This is a genomic window from Paenibacillus sp. sptzw28 (genome assembly GCF_019550795.1).
Lineage (GTDB): Bacteria > Bacillota > Bacilli > Paenibacillales > Paenibacillaceae > Paenibacillus_Z.
In genome coordinates, this window is sequence record NZ_CP080545.1 from 1,657,242 (window position 1) to 1,683,003 (window position 25,762).

General features: G+C 50.3%; 18 protein-coding genes. 15 read left to right on the forward strand and 3 right to left on the reverse strand.

Annotation, left to right across the window (positions count from 1 at the left end; translation table 11 throughout):
• Positions 1 to 129: 129 nt before the first annotated feature.
• The gene (locus KZ483_RS07495) at positions 130 to 1,419 is read left to right on the forward strand and encodes a right-handed parallel beta-helix repeat-containing protein (protein ID WP_220352048.1); all 1,290 of its coding nucleotides are present in this window, start codon (positions 130 to 132) and stop codon (positions 1,417 to 1,419) included.
• Positions 1,420 to 1,523: 104 nt separating this feature from the next.
• Here the strand turns inward: KZ483_RS07495 and KZ483_RS07500 are convergent, their stop codons facing one another.
• A complete protein-coding gene (locus KZ483_RS07500) occupies positions 1,524 to 3,902 on the reverse strand; it encodes an alpha-L-arabinofuranosidase C-terminal domain-containing protein (RefSeq protein ID WP_220352049.1) in 2,379 nt (792 codons plus the stop codon).
• A gap of 117 nt (positions 3,903 to 4,019) precedes the next feature.
• On the opposite strand from KZ483_RS07500, the gene KZ483_RS07505 reads away from it, so the two are divergent.
• From KZ483_RS07505 to KZ483_RS07530, 6 genes are all read left to right on the forward strand, one after another.
• Positions 4,020 to 4,799: a helix-turn-helix domain-containing protein gene (locus tag KZ483_RS07505; protein WP_220352050.1), complete on the forward strand. Its 780-nt coding sequence runs from the start codon at positions 4,020 to 4,022 to the stop codon at positions 4,797 to 4,799.
• An 87-nt stretch (positions 4,800 to 4,886) separates the two neighbouring features.
• Positions 4,887 to 5,429: an AAA family ATPase gene (locus KZ483_RS07510; protein WP_220352051.1), complete on the forward strand. Its 543-nt coding sequence runs from the start codon at positions 4,887 to 4,889 to the stop codon at positions 5,427 to 5,429.
• Between the two features lie 154 nt (positions 5,430 to 5,583).
• Positions 5,584 to 6,843 (forward strand): polysaccharide deacetylase family protein, encoded by a 1,260-nt coding sequence (locus KZ483_RS07515; protein ID WP_220352052.1) that lies wholly within the window; start codon positions 5,584 to 5,586, stop codon positions 6,841 to 6,843.
• A 515-nt stretch (positions 6,844 to 7,358) separates the two neighbouring features.
• A complete protein-coding gene (locus KZ483_RS07520) occupies positions 7,359 to 8,993 on the forward strand; it encodes an extracellular solute-binding protein (protein ID WP_220352053.1) in 1,635 nt (544 codons plus the stop codon).
• Between the two features lie 79 nt (positions 8,994 to 9,072).
• Positions 9,073 to 9,969, forward strand: coding sequence for an ABC transporter permease (locus tag KZ483_RS07525; protein WP_220353313.1), 897 nt, complete (start codon positions 9,073 to 9,075; stop codon positions 9,967 to 9,969).
• A 28-nt stretch (positions 9,970 to 9,997) separates the two neighbouring features.
• A complete protein-coding gene (locus KZ483_RS07530) occupies positions 9,998 to 10,870 on the forward strand; it encodes a carbohydrate ABC transporter permease (protein ID WP_220352054.1) in 873 nt (290 codons plus the stop codon).
• A gap of 185 nt (positions 10,871 to 11,055) precedes the next feature.
• On the opposite strand, the gene KZ483_RS07535 is transcribed toward KZ483_RS07530, so the two are convergent.
• A complete protein-coding gene (locus tag KZ483_RS07535; protein WP_220352055.1) occupies positions 11,056 to 11,205 on the reverse strand; it encodes a hypothetical protein in 150 nt (49 codons plus the stop codon).
• A gap of 245 nt (positions 11,206 to 11,450) precedes the next feature.
• Here KZ483_RS07535 and KZ483_RS07540 point away from each other — a divergent pair, with 245 nt between their 5' ends.
• Positions 11,451 to 12,824, forward strand: a complete 1,374-nt coding sequence (locus tag KZ483_RS07540; RefSeq protein ID WP_258881577.1) for a TolB family protein — start codon at positions 11,451 to 11,453, stop codon at positions 12,822 to 12,824.
• Between the two features lie 156 nt (positions 12,825 to 12,980).
• Here KZ483_RS07540 and KZ483_RS07545 read toward each other — a convergent pair whose 3' ends face one another.
• The gene (locus KZ483_RS07545) at positions 12,981 to 13,814 is read right to left on the reverse strand and encodes a class II fructose-bisphosphate aldolase (protein WP_220352056.1); all 834 of its coding nucleotides are present in this window, start codon (positions 13,812 to 13,814) and stop codon (positions 12,981 to 12,983) included.
• A 295-nt stretch (positions 13,815 to 14,109) separates the two neighbouring features.
• Between KZ483_RS07545 and KZ483_RS07550 the strand changes: the two genes are divergently transcribed.
• From KZ483_RS07550 to KZ483_RS07580, 7 genes are all read left to right on the forward strand, one after another.
• Positions 14,110 to 14,955: a MurR/RpiR family transcriptional regulator gene (locus KZ483_RS07550; protein WP_220352057.1), complete on the forward strand. Its 846-nt coding sequence runs from the start codon at positions 14,110 to 14,112 to the stop codon at positions 14,953 to 14,955.
• An 18-nt stretch (positions 14,956 to 14,973) separates the two neighbouring features.
• Entirely contained in the window at positions 14,974 to 16,056 is a 1,083-nt protein-coding gene (locus tag KZ483_RS07555) for a 2-hydroxyacid dehydrogenase (RefSeq protein WP_220352058.1), read from the forward strand.
• Positions 16,057 to 16,219: 163 nt separating this feature from the next.
• On the forward strand, positions 16,220 to 17,578 hold the full coding sequence (locus KZ483_RS07560) for a GntT/GntP/DsdX family permease (RefSeq protein WP_220352059.1): 1,359 nt from the start codon (positions 16,220 to 16,222) through the stop codon (positions 17,576 to 17,578).
• Positions 17,579 to 17,655: 77 nt separating this feature from the next.
• Positions 17,656 to 19,239 (forward strand): FGGY-family carbohydrate kinase, encoded by a 1,584-nt coding sequence (locus KZ483_RS07565; protein WP_220352060.1) that lies wholly within the window; start codon positions 17,656 to 17,658, stop codon positions 19,237 to 19,239.
• Between the two features lie 134 nt (positions 19,240 to 19,373).
• Positions 19,374 to 20,765 carry a threonine synthase gene (gene thrC, locus KZ483_RS07570; RefSeq protein WP_220352061.1) on the forward strand — a complete coding sequence of 464 codons (1,392 nt, stop codon included), beginning with the start codon at positions 19,374 to 19,376 and terminating at the stop codon, positions 20,763 to 20,765.
• Positions 20,766 to 20,978: 213 nt separating this feature from the next.
• On the forward strand, positions 20,979 to 23,930 hold the full coding sequence (locus KZ483_RS07575; protein WP_258881578.1) for an OmpL47-type beta-barrel domain-containing protein: 2,952 nt from the start codon (positions 20,979 to 20,981) through the stop codon (positions 23,928 to 23,930).
• 219 nt (positions 23,931 to 24,149) lie between these two features.
• Positions 24,150 to 25,742 (forward strand): spore germination protein, encoded by a 1,593-nt coding sequence (locus KZ483_RS07580; RefSeq protein ID WP_220353315.1) that lies wholly within the window; start codon positions 24,150 to 24,152, stop codon positions 25,740 to 25,742.
• Positions 25,743 to 25,762 lie beyond the last annotated feature (20 nt).

Consider the following 25,762-nt stretch of genomic DNA (forward strand, 5'->3'; position numbering starts at 1 on the left):
GTGACAAGAACAGTTTTTTATAATTCTGAGCTGCAAATGTGTGTTTGCTCCATATGATTTGGCCCTTATCGGAGTAGAGGTAAGAGAATATTGTGTAAAAGAGAGCATCTATACAAGGGAGGTATATAAATGGCTAATGAATGGCAGGTTCCTGGGGATTTTCCGACGATCAACTCGGCATTGGCTAGTCCGTTGGTTATGGACTACGATACAATTCGTGTCGCTCCCGGTCTGTATACTAACGCAACCGAAGGCGGTCCGATCATTGTCACTAAAATCGTTCAGCTGCTTGGCGCCCAGGCGAATGTCGACGCCCGGACGCGGCCTGGAACAAACGAATCCATCATCGAGATTGTCGACCCGAACGGAAGCGTGCTGATTAACCAGAATAATGTGGTCTTTAACGGGTTTACGGTCAGGAACAACACGACTGGTTTCGGTATTGTTACATCTTCATTATTTTCCGGATACTGGATTTTCAATAACATCGTGGAGAACAATGAAGGGGGATTGTATTTCAATTCGGACTCGACGTCCCCGGACATTACATTCTCCCAAGCGATCCAAAACTTTTTCCGTGCAAACAACCAACCGGGCGGCGCAGGCGGAAACGGAATTTACTCGGATATTGGCGCCGTCAATATCTTGATCGACAGTAACCAATTAACCGGTCACCAGCCTGCGGCATCGATTAATTTTGCCTCAGTTGCCAATACGCAGGAAAATATTGTAATTTCAAATAATCTAATGGTGACTGACAACTCGATTGCGCTCATAAATACCACCAATGTAAAAATCCGGGATAACAGGATGATCGATACCCAGGGGTCATCGATATTTATCGCCGGCGGGAACAACCTCATTGAAATTGAAGGGAATCATCTGCAGAACAGCGTTAGCAATGGAATTTACGTAAACACGATCTTTCTGGCCGTTTCCAACACCAATATTCGCGCCAAAAACAACACGATTCAGGGGAACGACAGCGCCGGGCTTAGGGTCGACGCAGGCGCTTATGACGATACGCCGCCGAACCGGAGGCTGGATGCCACGAACAACTTCTGGGGAAGTAAGACCGGACCGACCAATCCGGCCAATCCCGGCGGAACCGGGGATGCCGTAATCGATGATAACGTACCATCCGTGGTGGAATTTATTCCGTTTCTTACAACCAATCTTATCGGACCGACCTGCGAAGAATTGCTGGCCATGTGTCAAGCCGAGCTGAACAATACGCTTATTCAATTTATACAGTGCCAGCAGCTCCTAGAGACTACGCAGGCGCAGCTATTGGATTCCCAGCGAGTTATAGTGGAGAACCAAATCAATGCCTATGTTCAGCTGATTAATGCCGCCAATCTGATTAATACCGCACAAGCGCAAGTACTCGAATGCCAAGCCGCACTCGCGAGCGTGTGAGAAAACAACGCCCGCCTTCCGAATAAAAGGAAGGCGGGCGTTGTTTTGCGTAATTACATGTAAGTGTATCCAACCTTAAATCTTGATCGGTGCTATTGTTCGTATCATTTCACTCTGAATACAGTAACCGAATGCTTCGGAAATTCGTGGGAAAAGCTGCAGCCTTCCGCGCTGAAGTTCTTATGTTTCGGCAGTACCCGCTCAGGCGCCTCAAAACTGTTTTCTTCATCTAGCGCGTGACCGGACAACTCGAACACGTCAACGGTTAAAGACGTTTTTTGCAAATCCTCCAAAACAACCCGGGCATTAACACTATTCTCCTGCACATTGACAACCTTGACGATGACATCACCTGTGGAATGTTCAAAGCTTGCCGAATAATACAAGGGCTCGATTACCGGTAGCTTGTCTTCCGTGTCATTGATCAACACATTATCGATGTAAGTGCGGATCCGTCTTCCCGACACTTCCAATCTAAATTCATATTCGATGCCGGGCTCCAACGTAAATATGCTTTGGGTCAGGCAGGACGTTCTTGCATTTACGCGGGAACATACCGCCGAATCCTGATTCTGCCAGCCCCCTACATCCCAGAACAACTGATTGTTGTCGTCGCTTTTTCCGAAATAAAGGTTGAAGCCTTTCGGTCCGCTCATTTTAGCAGCTTTGAGCCTCAGCGTATAGTTCTCCCAATCCGTTTCTCCCAGATCCACCGATTTCTTTGCGGTTCCGTGTTCGCGATCTTCCCTCGTATCAGATAGCTCGGCAGAGCCGAAGTCCTTCGTTTCACCAGTATCGTTGTTTACCAGTTTCATATCCCAGAATCGGACGGAGCAAAGGTCGGTATCAAGCGCAAAAGCTCCGTTAATCGGCTTCGCGTTCTCAGATTCCTGTTTTTTCTCCAATCCGCTTGCTTCAATTTTTAACAGTTGATCTCCTTGATGGTGCATAAAGAGCTTCTGCACATAATAGTTTGCGCTGCCGTATACTTCATGGTTGTTGAACCAGATCATGTCCGGTTTCCAATTGATATAATCGACATTGCAGAGCATCGGCGCGTAGCAGGCCAGTCCCACCGCATGCGCGTTTTTCTCCAGGCCGGTCATAAAAGCGGCTTCGACAAGCGCGTTATAGTACGTATTACCCCATGAAGCATACTCGCCTAAAAATACTTTCGGTTCATCTGCTTTGAAATTGTCATAACGGTCATAATGCGCCAGAAACCATTCCGGTGTCTGATAGTAGTGCTCGTCCACAAGATCCGAGCCATTCTCTTTGGCGGATTTCCATCCGCGGTCATACTCGCCGCCGGCCGCAAACGGCCCGCTGGAGTTAATGATTTTGATATCCGGATATTTCTCTTTAATCGCTTTATGGAAATACGCGTAACGTTCAAAGAACGGCTCTCCGACCTCTTCGTTTCCGATGCCGATATACTCGAGGCCAAACGGCTCCGGATGGCCAAGCTCCGCCCGCAGCGCTCCCCATTCGGTCGAAGAGTCGCCGCATGCAAACTCAATCAAATCAAGCGCGTCATCAATCCAGGGCTGCAGCTCACCAAGCGGGACGATTCGTTTATGATGAGGGTCATATCCGCCCGGAAGGATAGGGATCGGCTTGGCGCTGATATCCTCGCAGAACAGAAAGTATTCATAATAACCAAGACCGAGTGTCTGATTGTAGCTCCAGTTATTCCGTCTGGGCGGTCTTTGCTCCAAATCGCCCAACGTGTTTTTCCAGCGGTACATCGAGTTTCTGTCGTCGGGATTGAGTGAACCGTCATGCACCAGGCATCCTCCTGGAAAACGCATAAACTTCGGCTTCAGATCCGCGATCAGCGCCGCAATGTCTTCACGCATACCGTTCGGCCGGCCCAGAAATGTCTTTTCCGGAAAAAGCGACACCATATCGAGATAAAGCTTTCCTTTTCCTTTCGTCACTATGACAAGACGGCTGCTGAAGTCGGTGGCATTCGATGTCAGTGTCATTTCGTATTTGGTCCATTCGGACGATTGTACCGCGATCGTTCCCTCAGCATGAACGGTTCCGTCAATCCCTTCAATCGTTACGACCACGGGTACGTCAAAGCCGGCATCGCGCCTTGCATATATCGAAAACAGATAGTTTTCACCCTGCCTGACGGGAATACCGCTGTTAAAGCCCAGGTTCATAATCCCGACGCCATCGCCCTCCGTTATAATATCGATGGCTGCATAATGCACGTTGCGCGCATTTAAAGGACGGCTCTCTTCTACGGTGATTTCCGCTTTCCCGCCGCCTCGTTCGACTTTTTCCCAGGCTGTCAAGGCATGGTACTCCGCTCGGTCGATCGGGTCGAATTCAAAAGAGCGGTTTTGAACAAGCTCCGCATACAGCCCTCCGTCCGCCGCATGATTCAAATCCTCGAAAAAAATGCCGAACAAGTCGCCTAATTCCGCTCCGCGCTCTTGTGCAGCTATAGTTAACGTCGCTTGTGCTTTCATTGCTTTTTGTCTCCTTTACTTCTTTCTTATTTTTAAATTTTAAGTGCTTGTACATTCAAAAACAATAATTTATAATGGCTAAAAACTTACCTATCGTGCTTTTTGGGGAGAAAATAAATGATACATTTGATTAGCTGCGGATATAATTTTGTCCATCGGGACGGGATCACGATCGATCGTCCGTCAGGGGCGGGGAATTATGCCTTTGTCTTTTTCAGAAGCAATTCGGAGGTTATAGTGGACGGGAGGCTGCTCACTGCGGAAAAAAATTCCTACATTATATTCAGCCCGGCAACCTCCCATCTTTACCGGGAACTTGATAACCCGTTCGTCAACGATTGGTTCCATTGTGAAGGCATTGAAATGATGGAATTTCTACAGGAATTGAATCTTCCGCTCGACACGCTCATCAAGGCTATTGATCCGCTTTTGATTACCAGATACATTCGGGATATGCACAGCATTAACAGGCTGGGAGGCCCGCTGCGCGAGAAGATTATTGATTCCGATATTAGATCGCTGTTCATGAAGCTGAGCAATCTTCTCGAAAGAGCAGTCCTCCCTGATAAAACGAGCCGCTACTTCCGTCAGTTCTCCGAGCTCCGCAATGAACTGTACAGCTCGCCCCAAATACATTTGCCGGTAGAACAGATTGCTTCACGCGTCAATTTGAGCAAGTCTTATTTCCAGCATATCTATAAAGAACTATTCGGCTGCTCTGTGGTTTCCGACATTATCCAAAGCAGACTGGAGTACGCCAAGTATCTTCTGGGAAACAGCTCGTTATCGATAGCTGCCATTGCGAAGATGTGCGGATATGAGAACGACACCCATTTTATGCGGCAGTTTAAAAGGTTCACGGGTATTACGCCGAGCCAATTCAGGTCGCAGCGGTAAATTTGACGGTGGAGCTTCTTCATTGGCATGCTCCTTCCGGCTTTATCTTTCGCCTCTTTTTATCAATTGGATTAAGGAGTGATCATAATGCTCACAGAACGTCCTGCTGTCATTCTGGTTACAGGAATAATGGCAAGTGGAAAATCTACGGTTGCACAGTTACTTTCCGAACGGTTCGAGAAATCCGTGCATTTACGGGGGGATATCTTCCGGAGAATGATCGTTAATAACCGCAAAGAAGTACAGCCAAATGCGGGAAAAGACGAGATGGATCAATTGCGGCTCAGGTATCGACTGGCCGCACAGTGTGCGGATGCCTATTATCAAGCCGGGTTTACCGTTGTAGTTCAGGATGTTGTAATTGGTCCAATGCTAAACGATTTTATTTCTTCCATTCAAAGTCGCCCCTTCTATGTTGTGGTGCTATGTCCGGACTCGTCAGTCGTCGCAAAGAGGGAAGCAGCCCGTTTAAAAAAAGGATATGGTGCTTGGACCGTAGAGGGGTTGGACAATGTGCTGCGAAATGAAACACCCCGAATCGGGATGTGGGTTGACTCATCGGAATTGACACCTGATGAAACCGTAATCGAAATTTTGACGAGATTGCAGGATGAGGCGCTTCTAAGGTAAAAAATTAAACTTTATATCCGGCCCTTCCGCGGATGATGGTTAGAATTCGAATGGCTAAACGGACATTGGAAAAACTAATCTCTTTTTAAGTTTTTTTTAAGCATCCGGTGCTATCTTGAATTCAGGATATCCAGCGGAGAGGTGGGCGATCGGTATGAACCAATTGAGACGCAAAAAATTATATATTTATTTCTGCATAACCGCGGCAGCCTGCCTGTTTGGGACCGCCTTATTCGGGATACGGCCTGCACTCAGCGCTCTCCGGAGTTCAAGCTTCCGGGGCGGCGTTCATTCGCCGGCAGGTTCAAAAGCAGGCTCCGCCCCGACTCAAAAGGCGGCAGGCCCGGGAGATTTCAATCTTCCTCCGGGTACGACACTTTACACGAATAAGGTCGCCGTACTTATGTTCCACGATATTGAAACCAGATCCATCAATAATGACATTATTACGCCTCGGCAGTTTGAGAGCGATCTCGATTACCTCAACAGACAGGGCATGCATTTCATTACGCTGCAGCAGTTCCGAAGCTACATGAAAGGTGGGAGCGTACCGGCGAATGCGGCGCTTATTACGTTTGACGACGGTTATGAAAGCTTCTATAAATATGTCTATCCGATTCTGAAAAAGCATGGGATGGGCGGCGTCTGCTTCGTGATCACCGGCGATTTCAGTAAAGGCGCTCTCGTCTATACGCCCCATATGACTCCTATTCAAATCTCTGCGATGACCGCCGATGATCCATCCATCGAGGTTCAAGCGCATACCGACTCGCTGCATTATAAAACCGACAAGAGACATGATGCGCTTACGGGCTATTTGACCGTAAACGGAGTGAAAGAAACGGGCGCGCAGTATGTGCAGCGGATTCTTAACGATACGAGAACCTGCATAAACAAGCTGCAGCCGCTTAACGGCAGGCCAATAGATACCTTTGCCTATCCGTACGGTCTTCACACGCCGATCGTCATCAAGGTGCTGAAACAATCGGGTATCCGATACGCATTCACGACACGGGAGGGCTTGGCGATGCGAGGGGCCAATCCGATGCTCCTTTCCCGTATTGAGGCCGGCTCCCCTGCAGTTGGACCGGTGGCGCTGTATCGATCGATCGTACGCGCCGCTTACACCGGCGGGGAACTGCTTCCTCCGCGCACGGGGCCGCATCATCCGGTGAGTGGCATTACCGGAACCCCCGTGCTGGTTCAACCACGGCACTCTCATTCTACCAAGTCACAGGCGGCACAGAGCGTAGAAGACCGTTCGGCCGGCATCGCATCGCCACCGCCGGCCGGCCGCAGCCTCCGGTCCGCTTCGCCAACGGTGCGCTCACTCCACGACGGTTTTGTGGGCCGTACGCACAAATCGGCCGCCGGAACCGGCCAAGAAGAACAAGGCCACTTAAAGTCCGCGTAAACAGCTGCGTCAACACGGTTTGGCCAATGGCCTATGGTTATTGTTGCCTCCGCCGCTGCTATCCCGGGCAGCCGTTCGGTCGAACAGCCCGGTCTGAATAGGGGAAGCGCCTGCAGAAACCTGCCCGGCGCTTCCTCTTTTCCGCTTTACTCAGACGCCTTGACGAGGATATTAGCCATCTATTTCCCTTCAGAATGTGCCAGTATAATGCCAAGCAGCCCGGTTCGCCGCCGGTATTGCTTGGACTTTTTTTGTGTCGGGATAGCAAAAAAGATAGGCAGCACAAGGGATTTGCGGATTTAGAAAACGGTTTATCTCAGGAAAACGGTTGCTTCGGAGCTTTCAAATCGGTTGGCTGAACAGTTTGCCGATTGGAAACTGGTTTATTGCCAGGAGTTTGTAGTGCGTGCCATACTGTGAACATCCGAACCGGACATGAGCGCCCGGGATGAAGCAGACCCAGCCTAATGATTCGGAATGTCGGTAATAAATTTAGGCGAAGAGGGGTTGTAACAATGGCTGACAGCAACAAAACAAGACGCTTTAAAAAGTCTGCAACGCTTACCCTTGCACTCGTACTTATCTGTACACTCGTATTATCCGCTTGTTCATCGAATAGCAATTCGGGAAGCGGAACAGATACGGGTTCGACGGGAGACGGCAATTCATCCAAAGAAGCACCTGTTACATTGAAGGTCGAAGTGTTCGACCGCGGCGCTTCCGGCGTCAACGTAACGAACAATTGGGAGACACAATTTGTTAATGAGAGCTTCGGGAAGCCGAACAACATTAACGTCCAGTATGTTCCGGTTCCTCGCTCCGAAGAAGTTCAGAAGCTGAACGTACTGATGGCAAGCGGCGGTGACGTTCCGGACATCGTGTTCACCTACGACACGCCTACGTTTAACCGGTACGCCGAGCAAGGCGGCTTGACCGACCTTGCACAGCTGCTCGACCAACATGGTCCAGACCTGAAAAAGTTCCTTGGCGACGACACGCTCGCCTACGGCCAATTCGACGGCAAGCAGTACGCAATTCCGGCGAAGCGGGCTAACCTGGGCAAATACGCCTCCGCAATCCGCAAGGATTGGCTGGATAAGCTGGGCCTGCCGGTGCCGAAAACGACCGACGAGCTCTACAACACATTGGTAGCGTTTAAGGAAAAGGATCCGGGCAAAACAGGCGGCAAAGTGATTCCGCTTGGCATGACCATCGCGCCTGCTCAAATCGATCCGCTGGTATGGTCATTCATTCAACCGACAACCGACGAGCAGAAATATACGCTGACCCAGAGGCTTGGCTCCAATGATTTCCCGATTCTGCTGCCGGGCTTCAAGGACGCACTTCAGTTTATGAACAAGCTTTATAATGCAGGGCTGATGAGCAAGGATTTCAGCCTGGACAAAGATAAGAAGCAAATGGGCCAGGACATCTCAAACGGACTTGTCGGCTTCTTTAGCGAGGATGATATTAATCCTTACTATCCTGACGGTATGCTGACGACTTTGGATAAAAATGTTCCGGGCGCCAACATGATTCCCGTGGATGCCTATTCGAACTCGGAAGGCAAGCATCCAAAGCCGCGCTACGCGCCAAACGGCATGTATATCATGATTCCGAAATCGAGTGAGCGCGCTGCCGAAGCCATTAAATATTTGAACTGGATGGCTTCGGGCGACAACCTGATGAAGATGCAGAACGGCATCGAAGGAGAGAACTACACGCTCAATAAGGACGGCATCCCGGTAGCGAAACCGGATGCTTCGGACGCCGTGAAAAAACGGTTGGCCACCGCGGGCGACATGGCCATCGTTTCGAACGGCATGCAGTTTGGCAGCGACGAGAAAAATAGAGAAGCGAATTCGCTGAAAATGGATCCGAAATATCAGGAAAAAGCGCTCGAAGCGCTGAATATCTCCAATAGTGACACATTCCCGCCGGTGCTTACCAGCAAGCCGATCGAAGCGGAAACGAAATACGGTACGACGCTGGAGGACAAATATTACACGCTTATCGTCAAGACGACGATGGTGAAGCCTAACCAATTCGAAAGCACTTACGAAGCGATGATAAAAGACTACATGCAGAGCGGCGGTCAGGCGATCCTGGACGAGCGGACTGCTGACTGGAAAGCACAGCAATCGAAATAAGGGCAAGGTGTTTTCGGGGCGGGGCATTCCCCCGCCCCGGCACTTGTCCGGCCGTTAAAGGAGGCAAATCGTCGTGAGCATGGCCACGTATTTACGCAGGTTTTGGCAATTGTATGCACTGCTTGTTCTGCCGCTGGCGTACTTCATCGTGTTCAAATACGGTCCGTTGTACGGAATCCAGATCGCATTCAAGGATTTCAACTTCTTTCAGGGCATCAGCGGCAGCAAATGGATCGGGTTCGATGCGTTCAAAGAAGTGTTCGGGATGCGAGATTTTTATATTACGCTTCGCAACACGCTGATGCTGAATTTTTTCGATCTGCTCGTTTCTTTCCCGGCGCCGCTCTTTCTGGCTATTATGCTGTTCGAGCTGAACGTCGTCTGGTTCAAGAAGCTATCGCAGACGATCCTTTATCTCCCGCATTTTATTTCCTGGGTCATCATCGGCGGCATCGCCCTTCAAGTGTTCGGCACGCAGTCCGGCATGATCAACAATCTCCTGGCATCGCTTGGCGTCGATTCGATCCCGTTTATGACCGACAAAAATTACTGGCTTGTCACATACCTTCTCGTCGGCGTCTGGCAAAGCGCAGGCTGGGGCACGATCATTTATTTGGCAGCGCTGACCGGCATCAACAAGGAATTGTTTGAAGCCGCCGAGGTGGACGGGGCAGGGCGCATGAAACGAATTTGGCATATTACGCTTCCGGGACTTAAAACGACGACTGTCACTTTGCTTATCATTCAGCTCGGCAATATGATTACCATCAGCTTCGACAGGCCGTTTATTATGGGGAATGCGGCGGTTAGCGACTATTCCGACGTGCTCAGCACGTTCGTTTACCGCGTCGGTCTGCAGTCCGGCCAGTATACGCTTGCTGCTGTTGTCGGCTTGTTCCAGGCGGTTGTAGCGCTTGTGTTTATTCTCGGCGCCAACTATGCATCCAAAAAAATGACGGATGAAAGCATCCTATAATTTAGAAAGCGTGAAAGGAGCGTACGGCATGAATGTTCATACCGCCAACCGGCTGTTCAATACGGTTAACGTCATTCTTCTGGTAATCAGTGTGCTGCTGTGTCTGGCTCCGTTTCTTAATATAATTGCAGTATCGTTAAGCTCGAGCGCGCCGATCATGTCCGGCAAGGTATACCTGTTTCCGGTTGATTTCACCCTCGACGCTTACTATCAGGTGTATAGCGATCCTAGTATGATTCACTCGCTCGGATTCACGGTGCTGCTCACCGTCGTGTTTACCGTTTCATGCATACTCATGACGATCGCCGCCGCTTATCCGCTGTCGAAACGGAATTTGAAGGGCCGCAAAATATTCATGTTTATCATCGTGCTTACGATGTTTTTCAGCGGCGGCATCATCCCGGAATATATCCTGGTCCGCAGCCTGCATTTGCTTAACACGATGGGAGCGCTTATTCTGCCCGGACTGATAAGTCCGTTCTATCTGATCATCCTGATCTCGTTCTTTAACAATATTCCGTCCAGTCTTGAGGAGTCGGCGGAAATCGACGGATGCAGCCATTTCCGCACGCTTGTGAGCATCGTTATCCCGCTGTCGATGCCGGTTATAGCCACGCTAAGCCTGTTCTACGCGGTAGGACGTTGGAACGGGTTTCAGGACACGCTCATGTATATCACGAGTCCGGAATTGTACCCGCTGCAGCTCAAGCTGTACCAGCTTATTCAAAACAACATGATCACCGATCTAACGCAAATGGAAGGCTCGCAGCAGCAAACGATGATGCCGGAAAGCCTTAAGGCGGCCAGCGTAGTGTTTGCGACCGTACCGATTCTGATCGTCTATCCGTGGCTTCAGCGGTACTTTGTCAACAGCGTTATGCTCGGAGCGGTGAAAGGGTGAATGATGCGCTAATGGGGAAATCTCAAGGATCCGGCAGCTGCATTACTCGCTCCTGCCGACTCTTCTGAACACCGTAGCTTCGAGGGAACGAGAAATAATCTAAAATACCGTCAGGGCTCTTCCCAGACGGTATTTCTTTAAATATGAGCTCTCGGTAAACCTTCCTTATCCTTCTCGAGAGGCTGTCACGAGAGCGGTCCTTGAGATTTTTCCGGATGCTCTTCGCTCTTCTGCGAATCATCTATTACAAATCCCGCCCGCTCGTGAGCCGTTTTATCCTCATACTCCGTTTTCGGATCCCCGTCGGTTTCTGCAACGATTTTATCTCTGGGCATGCTCAGACCCTCCCTTTGTTTTAAATTAGCTTCTCCGCAGCGGGTTAATTTATCCATACCGTGACAGCGAAAAAAGGACTTTCATGATATCGACAAGGACGGCGCTGCTATTGTTTATCATTGCCCTGCCGGGTATCGTACCGCGCGGCTTAAGGCTGTAGGCTTTCGGACCGGGAGTAGGCACATTGTATCCCTCCCCGAATAAACTGAAATGAAGCTTCGGGTTCACACAGGGGGATTTGCCTATGCAAAATGACAAAATGCGGCTGCCAATCGGCACCGGATGGATTGCTTATACGTCTGATCGCAGCGGGGTTTTCGATATTTGGCTATATCGTCCTAAGGATGCCCGTAATTTGGCGCTTACTCAAGGGCTGGGAGAGGCATTTTCTACTCCGTATTGGTCGCCTGACAACCGTAAAATAACCTTTATCGGAAAGCAAAACATCGTCTATGTAATAGATACAAGAACGAGGTTCGCTGCCCGCATCGACCAGGTCGAGCCATATACACTTCTGGACTGGTCCCCCGACAGCAGGTACTTAAGCTATGTCAATAATGGCAGGATCGTTATTTACGATACGGAATCACACACCAGCTTTAACATCATCCAGCCGGGCGCAAGCGACGCCCAGTGGTTTCCTTCGGGCAGGGAGCTCCTGTTCGCCGCGCCTGATTCCGCCGGAATCAGCCAGCTTTACATGATTGACGTTGGTGGACTGAACAAACGGCAGCTGACGCAAAACACGGAGGGACCGCTTAACAACGTCAGGCTTTCCCCTGATGGCCGATTTGCGCTCTACACTTCACCTGGGGTGAGCATTTCCATTATCTCGACCGTCGATCTGGCCACAGGGCAGACGTATACCTTGGAAGGCGGACCGCAAGCCAAAAACTACTTTCCCGAATGGTCCCCGGACTCGTCCTCAATAGCCTACAGCGCCACCGATCTTATTGAAAACAGATACGTATCCCTGGTTCAAACCGACCGCCGCACCGGTGGAAATAAACAAACATGGGCGGTCTCGGATTGCTTCGCCACTCCGGTAACCTGGTCACCGGACGGTAATCAAATCGCGTATTTATCCGGATGCACGGATGAAGAACCGGCAAACCAAATCCGGGTAGTGGATTTGCGAAATCCGGTATCCTATAAAATTATCGAAGGAGGCCGCATCACCGCCATTCAGTGGTCGCCGTCGTCGTTTGTCAATCCCCGTTTCAACGTGTATATCAATTCCGTTTATCGTGTCTCTTTTCCGTATCCGGCACACTGGAACAGAGTAACGGAGGAGCGGTACGAAGGCATGGACGGCTTTTTCCAAATATCCGCCATTTCATCTGGGGACCCAATCGAGGAAATATGCCGTTCGGAAGCGTTTCACCCCTTAAGACCTTACGGTTCCAATCCGCGGATTGTCCCTGCATCGATCCAATTGCAGAATGCCTGCATCATATTCCCGTCAGACGATCAACCGGCGGAAATGAGGAACCAGTCGGCGCTTATCGTAAAGTATCCCCGTCCTGTTTCCATTCAAGGAACCTTATATAACTATTTCATCCTGTGGTCTGACCGGGATCACATCGGACTGTTTGTGCGAGGGCTGCGGTTTGTGTAGGAAATAATTGAAAAAGAGAGCCTCATGGATTCGTTTGTCCATGAGGCTCTTTGTCTTTTGTTTCATTTGGAAGACGAATGAGGGCTAGAAAAAGAAAAACGGAGCAGGGAGAATGATTCCATTGATCCGTCTGCAAGTTAAAAGAGGCTGCCAATTCTACTCGGAGAACAGGCGGATAAACTTCTCCATCGACTCTTCCATAATGCCCTGCATATGCGACATGACGTCTGACAAGTGCGGTGTTTTTGCATTCTCGTGAAGAGATTTCAAATAGGAAACAGCGGCCATGGATATTTCCGTATTAACATTGATTTTGCAAATACCGTTACGAATTGTCTCTCTGATGACTTCATCCGGAGTCCCGGAGCCCCCGTGCAGGACAAGCGGTACATGGACAGCCTCCCGGATTTGCTTCAGCAGCCCAATATTAATGTTTGGCTCGCCGGTGTACATGCCGTGAACCGTCCCGATGGCCGCAGCAAGGAAATCAACTCCGGTCGCTTCGACGAATTGCTTGGCCGACTGCGGATCGGTCAGCGTGCCGTCCCCTTCTTCCTCGTCCGAGAATGCTCCGCGGGCGAGCGAACCGATCTCGGCTTCCACAGCAACGTCAACCATGTGGGCGATCGACACGATTTCCCGGGTAATCGAGATATTTTCCTCCAGCGGAAATTTGGAACCGTCGTACATAACGGATGTAAAACCGCTGCGAATCGCGCGGATGACTGATTGTTTCTCATAAGCGTGGTCCAGATGAAGGGCGACAGGTACGCCGGATTTCGCCGCGATCGCTTTAACCATCGCCGCGAAGCCTTCTACATCGACCGTGCCGAAGTAACGTTCCCCAAGGGCTATAATTACGGGCTGTCCCGCCTTCTCGGCAGCGGACACCGCCGCTTGGACCGTTTCAAGGCTGTACACGTTGAAAGCGGCAACGGCTTGTTTGCTCACTTGAGCTCTACTTAACATTGCTTTCGTATTTGATAGCATAAGTCATCTCCTTAATTTGTAGAAAAACTACAACCCAGATTATAAGATACCGAAATCATACTACATTTATTATATAAATACAATGTAGTATTATTACTTTTTAATAAGGGAATATCCTAGCATTTCATCAGAAAATCGGTTGAATTTATCCTTCTGATATGGATTAGAAATCATTTGATGCATGTAGTATAATTAAGCGAAGATTATTGAAACTACATTTTTGTAGAAAAAAATACATTGATTTTATATTTAAAAAGTAGTAAAATTACATTTAACCGAAAGCGGGGAAGCGATAATGGCTACTTTTCAAAACCGGGTTAACGCAATTGAAAAGGAGATGACCAATTCTGAGAAGAAAATCCTGTTCGTACTTACGAGTGAGGAAAAGCCTTTTTTACTCTCAATGAATGAGTTGTCCAAATTAAGCAAGGTCAGCGAACCGAGTGTTGTCAGGTTTTACCGAAGACTGGGCTACACGAGCTACCAAGAGCTTAAGGTCGCTCTCGCACAAGAAAATACAAGCGATAACGAAGCAAGAAATATATTCGAAGCCATTAACCTTACGGATACGACCGAGCAAGTATTTGAGAAGGTGCTCGAGCAGACCGTCGTCGCTTTGAATACGACTAAGCATTTGATCAATTACTCAGCTGTAGAGCGTGCGGGAAAGCTGCTTGTTGATGCGAAGAGGCTGTATTTCTTCGGGCAAGGGGTATCGGGCATAATCGCAGGCGATGCCGCGCATAAGTTTCTAAGACTGGGCGAGACCGTCATTCATATTACGGATCCTCATATTGAAGCGATAGCGGCTTCTCATATGAACGGAGAAGATGTCATTGTCGCTCTATCCCACTCCGGAGAAAGCCAGGCGCTGCTGAACGCGCTGGAAATCGCAAAGCAAAAGGGCGCCCGTATCATCGTGATTACCGGTTTCAGCAAATCATCAGTCGCCCAGTTAGCGGATGAGCTGCTGGTCACGAGCGCAACGGAAACGGACTTTCGGTCCGATGCGATGGTTAGCCGGATTGTGCAGCTGACTATTATCGATTGCTTGTACGTCAAAACCGTTCTTGCGAAAGGGAAGTCAGCCATTGAAGCGGTAAACGCCTCAAGACTTGCGGTGGCGAAACTGAAAACGTAGCTGAAAAGAGGAATGAAAATGAAAATTTTAACGTTTGGCGATGCAATGATTAACGGCAAGCAATTTACCGAAGCGGCCCGTATGCTGGGCAACCACGAGATCGTAACCACGGACTGGGAACCGGACTGGGGCAGATTGCAGAACAGACGGCTTGTTATCGAGCAGCAGGGTCCCGCCGTCGAAGAAGTACCGCCGATGTTCAAGGAAAACAAGGATGCCGATATGGTCCTTGGCTTGTTTGGCCCGTTCTCGCCTGACGGGATGGACTCATTCGATAATTTGAAATTGATCGGTGTTGCCCGCGCTGGCACGGAGAATGTAGACGTGAAGGCGGCTACGGACCGAGGGATCGTCGTTGTGCATGTCATGGGCCGGAATGCGCAAGCGGTGTCGGATTTCTCAGTTGGCCTGATGCTCTCGGAATCGCGGAATATCGCGAGGGCCCATATGTCGATCAAGAACGGCGAATGGCGCAAAGTGTTCAGCAACGCGGATTATATTCCGGAGCTGAAAGGGAAAAACATAGGACTTGTCGGGTTCGGCTACATCGGAAGGCTGGTTGCGAAGAAGCTGAGCGGCTTCGACGTGCAGATTAAAGTCTATGACCCGTTCGTGAAGCCTGAATCGATCGATATGCCGGGTGTCCAATTGGTTGATAAGGAAACACTGCTCGCCGAATCCGATTTCATTTCCCTGCATGCGCGATTGACCGCGGAAAATCACCATTTCATCAGTCATGCGGAGCTGGCGCAAATGAAGCCGACGGCGTATTTGATCAACTGTGCGAGATCCGGCCTCGTGGATACGGATGCCTTGGTTCAGGCACTTGCCGAGAAGAAGATCGCCGGTGCGGGACTTGACGTATTCGATATCGAGCCGATTCCGCACGATCATCCGCTGCTCGCTCTGGACAATGTTACGCTGACGACCCATATTGCGGGAACAACCTCTGACGCTCTGACGCAGTCGCCTTATCTTCTTGCCGAGGAAGTGAAGAAGATTCTGGACGGCGGAAAAGCAAACTGGGTGAAAAATCCGGAGGTGCTGAACCATCCGAAAGTAAAGGAATGGCTAAGCTCGTTGTCGGAAGTCTCGCAATAATATCAATTAACTTCCGTCCTGCCTGCAAGAAGCAGGACGGAGGCGATATCAATGAGGCCTGAAATGCGCCTGCTCTATAATACATTTTGAAAGCCCTTTCATTTCAATTCTTAATCCCAATGCTTCGAAGATTTCGCAAAATTTCGCGGGGGGTCTTAACAACGTGGATACTTTATTTGGCTTAAGTCATAATGCAAGCTTGCTGCTTTACGCAGCGATTTCAATCGCAGGATTGATTTTTCTGATCGCCAAATTCAAGCTTAATCCGTTTATCGCTTTAATTATTGCAGGCTTGTTCATGGGTCTCGTCTCGGGCATGAAGCTGGGGGACATCGCGAAGGCGTATCAGACCGGCGTCGGCAATGTGCTTGGATTTATCGCAATCGTGCTGGGCCTCGGAACGATGCTCGGGAAATTGATGGCCGAGTCAGGCGGAGCCGAGCGGCTGGCGGGCACGATGGTGCGCGTGTTCGGGGAGAAGAGAGTCCACTGGGTCATGATGGTCGTCGCGTTCATTTGCGGTATTCCCGTCTTTTTGCAGGTCGGAGTGGTGCTTCTTATACCGCTTGTATTTACGCTCGCCAAGAAAACGGGAACATCTCTCATTAAAATCGGTATAGCGATGGTTGCGGGCTTATCCGTCGTTCACAGCCTGGTGCCTCCGCATCCAGCCGCGCTTGCGGCCGTCGGAATTTTGCATGCGGATATCGGGAAGACCATATTATTGTCCCTCATTGTAGGTCTGCCGTCGGCGGCTATAGCAGGCCCGCTGTTCTCAAGCTGGATTGCAAAAAGGGTCCATGTCGAGCCGTCCAAAGAATTAATGGAACAGTTCAGCGTGAGCGAGACTAAAAATCTGCCAGGCTTCGGCATCACATTGTTCACCATTCTGCTGCCGATTATTCTCATGCTGATCACAACGGTAGTCGATTTCACGATACCTGAAGGCAATGTGTTCCGGATGTGGATTGATTTTATCGGCACACCGATCACATCCCTGCTGATCGCCCTGCTTGTTGCTATGTACACATTCGGTTTCTCACGCGGATTAACGGCTAACCGACTTGCCAAAATAACGAATGATTGTCTTGCGCCGACAGCTTCCATCATCCTCATTATCGGTGCAGGCGGCGGCTTCAACGCTGTACTCACCGCAAGCGGCGTAGGCGATGCGATTGCGGCTTATGCGACAAGCGCCCATATCTCCTTGTTGTTCCTGGGCTGGATCATAGCGGGACTCATCCGGGCTTCTGTAGGCTCTGCCACGGTAGCGATGACGACGGCCGCCGGAATCGTCGCTCCAATCGCGGCTACGGTACCCGGCACCAATCTTGAGCTGCTTGTTCTGGCCACCGGCTCCGGCTCCATTATGCTCTCGCACGTCAACGATTCCGGGTTCTGGTTGATCAAAGAATACTTCAATATGTCGGTAGCGGAAACATTAAAAACGTGGACGGCAATGGAAACCATTCTGTCGTTCGTATCCTTCGGATTTATTCTGATTCTTAGCTTGTTCATATAAAATCACGGTGGTCCGCGCTCAGCGGGAGTGTTCACCGGATTGTTAGAGATATAAATAGGAGTGGAGGGGAAACCTGAATGCGATATGAGGCTGATTCGCGCCCTCTCATTATGGTTTTGGATATTGGAACGACCGGCGGACGTGTCATTCTGTTCGATTCCGCCGGTAACATTCACGGAACGGCGTACCGGGAATATACAAGTGTCTTTCACGCGGCAAATGTGATTGATCATGATCCCGCCACATGGCTTGATGCGATTAGAGAAGGGCTCGCGGAGCTGAACCGAGATAAGCCGGAGGAGATCGCCCGCGTAAGCGGCGTCTCCGTAACCACCCAGAGAGCGACGATCGTTCCGGTGGATGAGAGCGGCAATCCGCTTGCGATGGCGATTCTGTGGCAGGATAAGCGCAGTGTGCGCGAAGCGAAGGAGATAGGTGAGCGAATCGGGGCGGCCGATATTTACTCGCGGACCGGCCTCAAGATCGACCCGTACTTTTCTCTGCCGAAAATCATGTGGTTCCGGGATAACAAGCCGGAGATCTACGCGCGCACTTTCCGTTTTCTGACAGCTCACGATTATGTCGTCCATGCATTGACCGGTCAGTTCAAGACGGATTGGACGCAAGCTTCGCGGACGATGCTGTTCAATATTAATACGTTTGAGTGGGACGGGGAAATAGCGGTCCGGATGAATGTCGACCTGGCTAAAATGCCGCCGGCTTATCCTACGGGAACGGTAGCCGGCAGCGTAACGAAAGAGGCTGCAGTCCGCTTCGGGCTGAGGGAGGATATCCCGGTCGTCATGGCAGGGGGAGATCAGCAGTGCGCCGCTGTCGGGCTCGGTGCGATTCGTCCGGGGATCGTCAAGGTGACGACAGGTACAGGTTCGTTCGTCGTCGCCCCGATACAGGAGCCGGTTAAGAGCTCGGAACATAAGGTCGTTTGCAGCGCGTCGGCTGTTCCCGGCGATTATGTGATCGAAGCAGGCATATTCACGACAGGGTCAACATATCGCTGGCTGCGGGATTTTCTGGCATCCGACGGATCGTATGACCTGCTGAACGAGCTCGCAGGCATGTCCAGCCCGGGTGCGGGAGGCATTCTCCATATTCCTCATTATGCAGGCAGCGCGGCCCCTTATTGGAATCCGAATGCTTCCGGCGTGCTGTTCAATATGACGCTTGGATCCAAGAAGAGCGACATTGTCCGAGCATATTTGGAAGGTATCTGCTTCGAAGTGAACAAAAACCTGAAAATCATCGACGCCCTTCTGGCGGGTGAGCAGGAACCTGGTCATGTGAGAATAACGGCTGTACATGTCAGCGGCGGACTGGTTCGATCCGATTTGTTTAATCAAATTCAGGCAGATATTTACGGGCTGGTCATTATTCCTAACAAGAATGAGCAGGCAACGGCGCTCGGAGCGGCGATGATCGGCTTTACATCTCTGAAGGTCTTCAAAGATTTGCTCGAAGCGCACGATGCAATGGGTCAGCTCGATATGCAGCGCATGAGAACGTCGGACAGAACGATGCGTGAGATCTACAAGGATATGAGCGAGCTCCACGATGCCATTCATCAAGCGCTGTCCAAGGAAGGTATATATGACCGCGCCCGAAGCATCGTCAATCAGTTGAGTTTGCGGGATGCAACATCATGAATTAATGAAAAATGCTCAAGCAATTGGGCATTTTTTCGCTTTATTGCTGGAAAAGAGGCGAAACATCTTGAAATCCTCGCCTTTTACATCCAAAATAGGAGTTACACCGAACAACAGTAAGAGGAGAATGCAGGATGAACTTTATCAGTACCCGTGGCAAAGTACGGGAATGCGGTTTTATCGATACGTTTTTAATGGGGCTCGGCGATGACGGCGGTCTGATGATTCCAGAGACGATACCTGCGGTATCAAGGGAAACATTAGCGGAATGGGAGGGGCTGTCGTATCAGGATCTCATGCTGGCCATTTTCTCGCTTTATACGAATGGTGAAATTCCGGGGCAAGATTTGAAGGAACTCGTCTACGAGAGCTATGCCGGATTCCGCAGTCCGGAAGTTGCGCCCCTTACGGCGTTGAACGATTCGCTGTATGTGCTGGAGCTCTATCACGGACCGACGTTTGCATTCAAGGATGTAGCCCTGCAGTTTATGGGCAACCTGTACGCGTATGTCGCCCGCAAGCAGAATAAAGTGATCAATATATTAGGCGCCACATCCGGCGATACGGGCGCCGCGGCGATCAGCGGAGTAAGGTCCAAGGAAGGCATTCAAATTTGCATTTTGCATCCTCACGGCAAGGTGAGCCGCGTCCAGGAGCTGCAGATGACGACGGTACAGGATGACAATGTACTGAATTTATCGGTGAAGGGCAATTTCGACGATTGCCAGCAGATCATTAAGGAGCTGTTCGCCGATCTCGAATTTAAAACGAAATACCATCTGCGCGCCATCAATTCGATTAACTTTGTGCGGATTCTGGCCCAAACGGTTTATTATTTCTATGCTTATTTCCGGTTACCGGAGGAAGCAAGGGCCAAAGGCGTCAGCTTTAGTATTCCAACCGGTAATTTCGGCAACATATTCTCCGGCTATTTAGCCAAGAAAATGGGACTTCCGATTGATAAGCTGATTCTGGCCACTAACGAAAACAACATTCTTCAGCGCTTCGTCCATGAAGGCGTTTATATGCCGGACAAGTTTTACAGCACGCACAGCCCTTCGATGGATATTCAAATCGCCAGCAATTTCGAGCGGTATTTGTATTACCTTTGTGGCGGGAATGCGAATGAAACCGGGCAGCGGATGGAACGCTTCAAGTCCGAGGGCAAGCTTGTCTTTGGCGAAGCGGAGCTGCAGCAGATACAGAAGGATTTTGCCGCGCACAGCGTAAACGGAGAGGAATGCCTGCAAACGATTCAAGCTTATGAAGGCCGCTACGGGTATTTGCTCGATCCGCACTCGGCGTGCGGAATCGCCGCTTCCGAGAAGTTCAGTCAAGGCGAAATCTGTATCTCGCTGGCGACAGCCCATCCGGCAAAGTTCGATGAAGCAATCAGCTTGTGCGGAATCAAACAAACATTCCCGCAGGCTATAGAGCAGCTCTTCGATAAACCGCAGCATCAAGTGATCGTCGAACACAGCAAGCAGGACGTAGTAGAGCAGCTCGAACAATTTTACCGTGCGTAAAGAGTGACAGGCAAGCAAATATATATTAGTCAGTTGTTTAGGCGATGTCTTCCACCCAGGGGTGGGAGACTCGCTTTTTTTATATTTTTTGTCTGAAACATTGTCGATTTACGGAATCTTTTGTCATTTACAATAATATATCACTTTTATTTGTACATTATTGGTAGAATAGGTTCACTAGTTTCATAGTCTTTTATTACGAGGAGGATATTAATGGGGATTTGGGCAAAATGGAAAAAGAAATTGTTTAAATCTACATTCGCTTTAACCGCTGCACTAATGCTGCAAGTAATGGCTGCAGGCAGCTGGCAAACGGTCGTGGCGGAGGGGCCGGCTGACCCGGCGCCGTTCATAGAAGCCAAAGTCGTGAATCAGAATGCCGGCAAAAAAGTGCTTTTCGATAATACGCATGAACAAACGGCCGGTGCTGCGGATTGGGTCATTGACGGAGGGTTCTCCGATTTTGCCAATGCGCTTGCGGATAACGGCTATTACGTGAAAGAGCTTCGCAAAACAACGCCTATCACATTGAGTGATCTAAGCGGTTACGATGTCTTCGTCGTTGCGGAAGCGAACGTTCCTTATAAAACAAGCGAGCAGGCGGCCATGGTGCAATATGTACAAGGCGGCGGAAGTATTTTCTTCATCGGTGACCATTATAATGCCGATCGCAATAAAAATCGTTGGGACGGCTCCGAAGTATTCAACGGCTATCGCCGCGGCGCCTGGACGAATCCGGCACAAGGCATGAGCGCCGAAGAGAGCGCTTCCTCTGCAATGGTGGATGTCGCTAACTCCGACTGGCTGGCCACGCAATTCGGTGTTCGTTTCCGATATAACGCGCTCGGCGACATTACGGCGAATCAAATTGTGGCCCCGGATCAAGCCTTCGGCATTACGAACGGCGTGTCCGGCGTTGCCATGCATGCGGGCTCTACACTGGCGATCATGGATCCGACGAAGGCCAAAGGGATCGTCTACCTGCCGCAAACGAATGAGGCTTGGCCGAATGCGGTTGACCAGGGTGTATATAATGGCGGCGGCGCAGCTGAAGGTCCATATGTTGCAGTTTCCAAAGCTGGAGCGGGGAAAGCCGCATTTATCGGCGATTCCTCGCCGGTTGAGGATGCGACTCCGAAATATTTACGTGAAGATACGGGTGCGAAGAAGACGACATATGATGGCTTCAAAGAAGTTGACGACGGCAAGCTGCTTGTAAATATGGTTAATTGGTTGGCCACCAAAGAGAGCTACACCAGCCTTTCTCAAGTGAGCGGCTTGCAGCTTGATGAGCCGACAGCTTTGCTTCCGTTCGAAGATCCGGCGGCTTCCACGGAACCGCAGCCCGAACCATGGGCGCCGCCGAATGCCGGCTACAAATGGTACGACCGCAGCACGTTCAAACCGGGTTCCTATGGCGGTCCGGCCGCAACGGCCAGTGCCGTTTACAGTTTCGTGCATCAAGCCGTTTTGCCAAACGCACAGGATTTTCAAATTCGTGTAGTCATTGATAATCTTCCTGCCAATACGACAGTTTCGGGCTTTCAAACAGGCATCTATTTGGTAAGCGGCGGCGCGCAAATTGCCAAGGTTCAGAATGCCGACGGCTCATGGCCGGCTGCTGACGGCTACAGTACGGCATTCAGCTTGACCTCCGATAGCAAGGGTCATGCCTTCAAGGATTTGAATGTCCGCATCAAACCAGGGACGACAGCGCCAGCGAACCTTCGTCTGCGCCAAAACGGCACGAACCTGAAAACCGAATCGGTAACTCTCGGGAACGTTCCGGCCGAGCCGCTGCCGGAGGAGCAGAACCCGATACCTGCTAAAATCACCATCGCAGAAGCTCGCAGCAAAGCAGCAGGCACACTGGTCACGTTAGAGGGTGTTGTAACGACGGAACCAGGCGCTTTTGGAAGTCAAGCCTTCTACTTGCAGGATGCGACGGGCGGTATTTACGTCTTTCAAAGCTTAAGCGGATTCCATCAAGGTGATATTGTGAAAATCACGGCCCCTACAGCGGTATTTAACACGGAGCTCGAATTGACGGATCCGGTTGAAATTGCGAAAACAGGAACTTCTGCGCTTCCGGCGGCAGCTCCTGCGAATGCCGTTACCAATGATAATCAAGGTCAGCTGGTAGAGCTAAGCGGCGTAACGATTAGCAGTATCGTCAGTGCTTCACCTGCAGGCTCTTTCGAATTCGATGCGGTGAATGGCTCTGTAAGCAATCATATTCGCGTGGATGCACGCACCGGTTTAACGCAAAGTACATTCCCGTATCATGCGGGTCAAACGGTAAACATCCAAGGGATTGCCTCTATTTTCAAAGGCGTATTTCAGCTGAAACCAAGAGGTCTGAGCGATTTTACGTTACCGGCAGATACAACACCGCCTGTGACGACAGCTGTTGTAACACCATCCGAACCGGATGGACTCAGCGGATGGTACGTGAATCCGGTTTCGTTAAACCTAAGCGCCACCGACAATCAATCGGGCGCAGCTGGTACGGAGTATAGTTTAGACGGCGGAAGCAGCTGGACGCCATACAACGCTCAGGTTACTCTGGATCTTGAAGGGCAGTTCCAGATTCTGTACCGTTCCATTGACCGGGCGGGCAATGTAGAAGATACGAAATCGCAATCGATCCAAACGGATCTGACACCGCCGCATGTACAGTTTCAAGGGGAAGATTCTTACACAATTGATCAGGACATCATCATTTCCTGTACAGCAAGCGATAGTGTTTCAGGTATAGCCGGCTCGCCGTGTGCCACACCTCTTTTACAGGCCAAAGCGTATAACTTGGCGCCTGGAATTCATACTGTGACGGCGACAGCCGAAGATGCTGCGGGACATCGCCAGGCGGCTGAGTTCTCGTTTACCGTATCTGCAACATTTAACAGTCTGGGATCGCTGACAGATATGTTCCTGGGTGAGACGGGGGCAAGCGGTGCGAATGGCATTGCCGATGCACTTAAGAAGAAATTGGAAAATGCCAGTGCGAACGCTCTTAAAGGGGAAGGCGCTGCGGCTCGCGACCTCCTGGAAGCTTATATGAATCAAGTGACAGCACAAAGCGGTAAAGCATTGACGGACGAGCAGGCCGCCGTGCTGAAGCGCTGGGCCAAGTGGCTTCACGATACGACTCCGCTGGCAACCTGAATTCCAGAGCAGTTAAGTTTTCTGATGAATGGGAAACTGAGGGATATGCAAAATAATAAAGCTGCGGTGTCATATCAATGACTGCCGCAGCTTTTTTTTGTGAGCCAATCTTCCGGTATCGATGCCTTAATAAGCCCATTCTTTATCTCTGAGCAGCAAAGTGAATATTAACTCCACTTTTAACGAATTCTGTAAGAGAGGAGGTGCGTACACTTGGGAATGATTAAATATTTATTCAACAGAATAAGGCAAAATTCACAAACAGAGACTCAGGATTCACGGCAGCAGGAGACCCTTGCCAAGCTCTGCCTGAAGAACAACCTCCGAGAGAATATTGAAGAAATCAAGAAGGTAGTCGGGAACAGCCCGGATATTGTCATAAGAGAATGGCGATCCGGCGGACATGAGTCCGTCGAAGCCGCAATTGTGTATGCTTCAGGTCTCGCAGATTCCAAATTCGTCAATGAGTTTATTATGGAACCGCTGATGTCGCTTAGCCGGAACAGCAGCACCCTCACGGCAAGTTCGTCTGAAGGAAACTTGATTGATACTATCAGGCAATCGCTTCCTGTCGGCGGGATTGGCGATACCGATGATCTCGACAAGCTGCTGTCGGCTGTTTTGTCCGGAGATACCATCATATTATGCCAAGGGTGTGCTCGAGGACTGCTCATTGCTTCGAAAGGGGGGGAGGATCGAGGAGTTCAAGAGTCCTCTACGCAGCAGGTTATCAGAGGACCGAAAGAAGGCTTCACCGAAAATATGGCGACCAATATTTCGTTGGTGCGCCGAAAAATTAAGGACCATAATCTCTGGTTTGAACACTTCGAGGTTGGCCGGGTTACCAAAACAGGCGTATCGGTCATGTATATCAACGGTATCGTTAAGGACGAAACGGTTCAAGAGGTCCGTGCGCGAATTAAAGGCATTGATATAGATGGAATTTTGGAAAGCGGGTATATTGAGGAATTTATTCAGGATAAGTCTCTTACCCTGTTCCCCACTATTTATAACACTGAAAGGCCGGACGTGATTGCAGCAGGTCTGCTTGAAGGGCGAATCGCGATTTTCGTGGATGGAACGCCGTTTGTTCTCCTGGTTCCGGCTTTATTCGTACAGTTCTTCCAGGCAGCTGAAGATTATTATCAGCGATACGATATTTCCAGCTTCCTGCGTCTCCTCCGGTACTTGGCTTTGGCGATCGCATTGCTGGGTCCCTCTTTATACATTGCAGTTACCACTTTTCACCATGAAATGCTGCCTCCTCAACTGCTGATAAGTTTATCCGCTCAGAGGGAAGGTGTCCCGTTTCCCGCTTTCATTGAAGCTTTATTGATGGAAGTGACATTCGAGCTTTTGCGGGAGGCTGGAGTGCGTCTACCCAAAGCGGTTGGCCAGGCGATCTCAATCGTGGGAGCGCTCGTTATCGGTCAAGCAGCCGTTCAGGCGGGAATCGTATCGGCAGCCATGGTCATTGTCGTCTCAATCACGGCTATTGCCAGCTTTGTTATTCCCGCTTATAACATGAGCATCGCTATCCGGATACTGCGGTTCGGGATGATGGGGCTGGCCGCTTCCTTCGGCTTGTACGGCATTATCGCGGGAATGATCGGGATCGTCCAGCACCTCTGTCATCTGCGTTCATTCGGGGTGCCGTATATGTCCTCATTCGCACCTGCTACTACGATGGACAATAAGGATACGGCGCTGCGCGTTTCATGGCGCAGCATGAATACTCGCCCTTCGTTCTTAAGCCGGAATAGAAATAGGGAGAAGAGCAGGCCGGCCCGGGAACCGGAACCCGAAAGCTGATGCTGCCTCGGGTTGTACGA

What these genes read in the sequence shown, in the direction of transcription:
- KZ483_RS07525 (WP_220353313.1), top strand. Translation starts at nt 9,073, where the DNA reads ATGGCCACGTATTTACGCAGGTTTTGGCAATTGTATGCACTGCTTGTT.
- KZ483_RS07575 (WP_258881578.1), top strand. Translation starts at nt 20,979, where the DNA reads ATGGGGATTTGGGCAAAATGGAAAAAGAAATTGTTTAAATCTACATTC.
- KZ483_RS07500 (WP_220352049.1), bottom strand. Translation starts at nt 3,902, where the DNA reads ATGAAAGCACAAGCGACGTTAACTATAGCTGCACAAGAGCGCGGAGCG.
- KZ483_RS07550 (WP_220352057.1), top strand. Translation starts at nt 14,110, where the DNA reads ATGGCTACTTTTCAAAACCGGGTTAACGCAATTGAAAAGGAGATGACC.
- KZ483_RS07505 (WP_220352050.1), top strand. Translation starts at nt 4,020, where the DNA reads ATGATACATTTGATTAGCTGCGGATATAATTTTGTCCATCGGGACGGG.
- KZ483_RS07535 (WP_220352055.1), bottom strand. Translation starts at nt 11,205, where the DNA reads ATGCCCAGAGATAAAATCGTTGCAGAAACCGACGGGGATCCGAAAACG.
- KZ483_RS07555 (WP_220352058.1), top strand. Translation starts at nt 14,974, where the DNA reads ATGAAAATTTTAACGTTTGGCGATGCAATGATTAACGGCAAGCAATTT.
- KZ483_RS07495 (WP_220352048.1), top strand. Translation starts at nt 130, where the DNA reads ATGGCTAATGAATGGCAGGTTCCTGGGGATTTTCCGACGATCAACTCG.
- KZ483_RS07540 (WP_258881577.1), top strand. Translation starts at nt 11,451, where the DNA reads ATGCAAAATGACAAAATGCGGCTGCCAATCGGCACCGGATGGATTGCT.
- KZ483_RS07565 (WP_220352060.1), top strand. Translation starts at nt 17,656, where the DNA reads ATGCGATATGAGGCTGATTCGCGCCCTCTCATTATGGTTTTGGATATT.
- KZ483_RS07530 (WP_220352054.1), top strand. Translation starts at nt 9,998, where the DNA reads ATGAATGTTCATACCGCCAACCGGCTGTTCAATACGGTTAACGTCATT.
- KZ483_RS07510 (WP_220352051.1), top strand. Translation starts at nt 4,887, where the DNA reads ATGCTCACAGAACGTCCTGCTGTCATTCTGGTTACAGGAATAATGGCA.
- KZ483_RS07545 (WP_220352056.1), bottom strand. Translation starts at nt 13,814, where the DNA reads ATGCTATCAAATACGAAAGCAATGTTAAGTAGAGCTCAAGTGAGCAAA.
- thrC (WP_220352061.1), top strand. Translation starts at nt 19,374, where the DNA reads ATGAACTTTATCAGTACCCGTGGCAAAGTACGGGAATGCGGTTTTATC.
- KZ483_RS07580 (WP_220353315.1), top strand. Translation starts at nt 24,150, where the DNA reads ATGATTAAATATTTATTCAACAGAATAAGGCAAAATTCACAAACAGAG.
- KZ483_RS07515 (WP_220352052.1), top strand. Translation starts at nt 5,584, where the DNA reads ATGAACCAATTGAGACGCAAAAAATTATATATTTATTTCTGCATAACC.
- KZ483_RS07520 (WP_220352053.1), top strand. Translation starts at nt 7,359, where the DNA reads ATGGCTGACAGCAACAAAACAAGACGCTTTAAAAAGTCTGCAACGCTT.